Consider the following 2675-nt stretch of genomic DNA (forward strand, 5'->3'; position numbering starts at 1 on the left):
GATCTTCCAGACGGATACCGAATTTTTCCGGCACAACAATCATCGGCTCGTTGGAAACGCACATACCTGCCTGTAAAACAGTCTTATTCCCGCGCACCAGATAAGGTGCCTCGTGAATGGTCATGCCAATGCCGTGACCGGTACGGTGTGGCAGACCCGGCAATTGATAATCCGGCCCCAGACCGTGGCGCTCCAGTACTGCCCGTGCTGCATCATCCACGGAGCCGCAGGTTGCACCGATTTTAGCCGCTGCAAAAGCTGCAAGCTGCGCTTCTTTTTCAATATCCCAGATACGCTGCTGCTCAGAGGTCGGCATGCCGAAAATATAGGTGCGGGTCAGGTCGGAATTATAGCCCTGCACCAGACAGCCGGTATCCACCAGCACCACGTCATTTTCAGCCAGTACATCATCCTGCGGCAAACCATGCGGGAAAGCCGTTGAGCGGCCGAATTGCACAGCGCAGAAAGTGCTGCCATTGCTGCCGATAGCCTTATGCGCTTCATTGATAAATGTGCGCACAGTACTGGCTTTGATACCCACATGCAGAATACGGGCAGCGCGACGATGCACTTCCAGTGTCATCTGCATGGCCTGTTTCATGATCGCGATTTCTGCCGGTGACTTCACGCTGCGACAGCCATCAATAATCGCTGTTGCATCCTGCAAGGTGACGGAAGGTGCAGCTTTGCCGATACCGCTCGCCATGCCGAATGGCAGCGCCGGATCAATGGCCAGAACCTTGCAATTCTCGTCCTGCAGAATTTGCGCCACCAGCTCAGACGGGCTTTCATGCTCTTCCCAGAGGCGGATGCGTGCATCCATAATCCGCACAGCTTCCAGCGACCCCGCTTCAAAAGCCGGACAGACCAGATAGGGTTCGCCTTTCAGCGGCAGTACCATCGCCACCAGACGTTCGATCATGCCCCAGCCGATACCGGTGAAATAATTGAGGCTGGTGCCTGCGCCAACGATCAGCGCATCTGCACCGCTTTTCGCCATCAGTCTGCGGGCTTTTTCAATACGCTCCAGCCGCTCAGCGACTGATATTGCCGGTGCAATATCAGTCCAAGGGCGAATTGCGCTCAGCTCTGTAGCGTAATCAGAACCACCAATCATCAGTCAGACCTTCCGTCTCTTTCAGAATTTGCAATCTCATATATCAGCTTCACATCGCTGAATATAGCAAATTTCTTTTCTTTAATTGCAAACAAAGACGGAAATTATTGACAACATATTTGTAGACAATATTAGCGAATTTTTCTAAGCTGAGCCGACTCCACAACAATAAACGGGGGAACATGAATGGATTTTGATTTCACGCGTATGGATCCGCAGGATCGCTACCGGCTGCTGACAAATTTTGTCGGCCCGCGCCCGATTGCTCTGGTCACAACCCGCGCGGAAAACGGGCAGGACAATGCCGCCCCGATGAGCTTTTTCAACGTCTTTTCTCATGATCCTGCGATTGTCATTCTCGGTATTCAGACAAGGCAGGACGGGCGGGAAAAGGATACTGTTCTCAATATCCGCAGAACACAGGAATTTACCGTGAATATGGTGGATATGGCGCTTTCCGATGCCATGCTGGTTTGCGGCCTCGGCTTTGAGCCGGATGTTGACGAAGTGGCAATGGCCGGCCTGTCATCGCAGGAAGGTGCGCAGGTTTGCTCCCGCTGGCTGCCTCAATCGCCGTGCTCCATGGAATGTCGGGTAGAACGGCTGATTGATTATGAGCGCCGCGTCATCGTGCTTGGCGAGGTTGTGCATATGCATGTGCGCCGCGACTGTCTGGATGATGCTGGCCGTTACGTCAATCCGGACACTTATCAGCCAATCGCCCGTCTGCATGCCGATAATTACATCGCTTCCGATAACCAGTTCGTTCTGAAATCGCCGGGATTAGCTGCGTTTCAGGATCGTCTGACCAATAAAGGCTAAGCCCTTGCGCATACTCCTTATCAATCCGAACTCCACCCAGTCCATGACCGATCAGGCAGAACGCAGCGCCCGCCGCGCAGCTTTGCCGACCACTGTCATTGAAGCGATCAATCCGGCAGACACCCCGCGCAGTATTGAAGGTCATGCCGACGAAGCGATGGCCGTACCTTCCATGCTCCAGCTCATCCGCGAAGGTGAAGCGAAGGGCTTTAATGCCTATGTCGTTGCCTGCTTTGATGACCCCGGACTGGATGCCGCGCGTGAAGTTGCCGGAGGGCCGGTTTTCGGCATTTGTCAGGCCGCTGTGCAGGTTGCCATGACCATTTCCAAACGCTTCTCTGTCGTCACTACCCTGCCCCGCTCTGTGCCGATTATTGAGGATCTGGTGCAGGAATATGGCGCAACCCATCACTGCCGCCGCGTGCGTTCCATTGATATGCCGGTGCTGGCTCTGGAAGACGATGCCTGCCATACGGAAGAAATGCTGGTGCAGGAAATCGAGCGCGCCAAACGCGAAGACCATGCTGAGGCGATTGTACTCGGCTGTGCCGGTATGTCTGAACTGTGCGAACGGCTGGAACAGCGTTGCGGTCTGCCGGTGATTGACGGTGTAACCGCTGCTGTCAAACTCGCAGAAGCCTATGTCAGCGCCGGATACCGCACTTCCAAAGCCGGCGCCTATGACTATCCGCGCGTGAAATAACCATACCCACCACCGCTAATAAAAGCCTCCCGC

3 protein-coding genes are annotated in these 2675 nt (G+C 54.5%); 2 read left to right on the forward strand and 1 reads right to left on the reverse strand.

Annotation, left to right across the window (positions count from 1 at the left end; translation table 11 throughout):
• On the reverse strand, positions 1–1117 hold a 1117-nt coding region (locus A918_RS0106035; RefSeq protein ID WP_022710190.1), incomplete at its 3' end, for a Xaa-Pro peptidase family protein.
• Between the two features lie 186 nt (positions 1118–1303).
• Here A918_RS0106035 and A918_RS0106040 point away from each other — a divergent pair.
• Together A918_RS0106040 and A918_RS0106045 are read left to right on the forward strand one after the other, a co-directional pair.
• On the forward strand, positions 1304–1939 hold the full coding sequence (locus tag A918_RS0106040; protein WP_022710191.1) for a flavin reductase family protein: 636 nt from the start codon (positions 1304–1306) through the stop codon (positions 1937–1939).
• A gap of 4 nt (positions 1940–1943) precedes the next feature.
• Positions 1944–2642, forward strand: a complete 699-nt coding sequence (locus A918_RS0106045) for an aspartate/glutamate racemase family protein (RefSeq protein ID WP_022710192.1) — start codon at positions 1944–1946, stop codon at positions 2640–2642.
• Positions 2643–2675: the final 33 nt, after the last annotated feature.

Source organism: Pseudochrobactrum sp. AO18b, assembly GCF_000409565.1.
Taxonomy (GTDB): Bacteria; Pseudomonadota; Alphaproteobacteria; order Rhizobiales; family Rhizobiaceae; genus Pseudochrobactrum; species Pseudochrobactrum saccharolyticum.

Excerpts from the sequence above, each read along its gene's own strand:
- A918_RS0106040 (WP_022710191.1), top strand. The coding sequence starts at position 1,304 with ATGGATTTTGATTTCACGCGTATGGATCCGCAGGATCGCTACCGGCTG.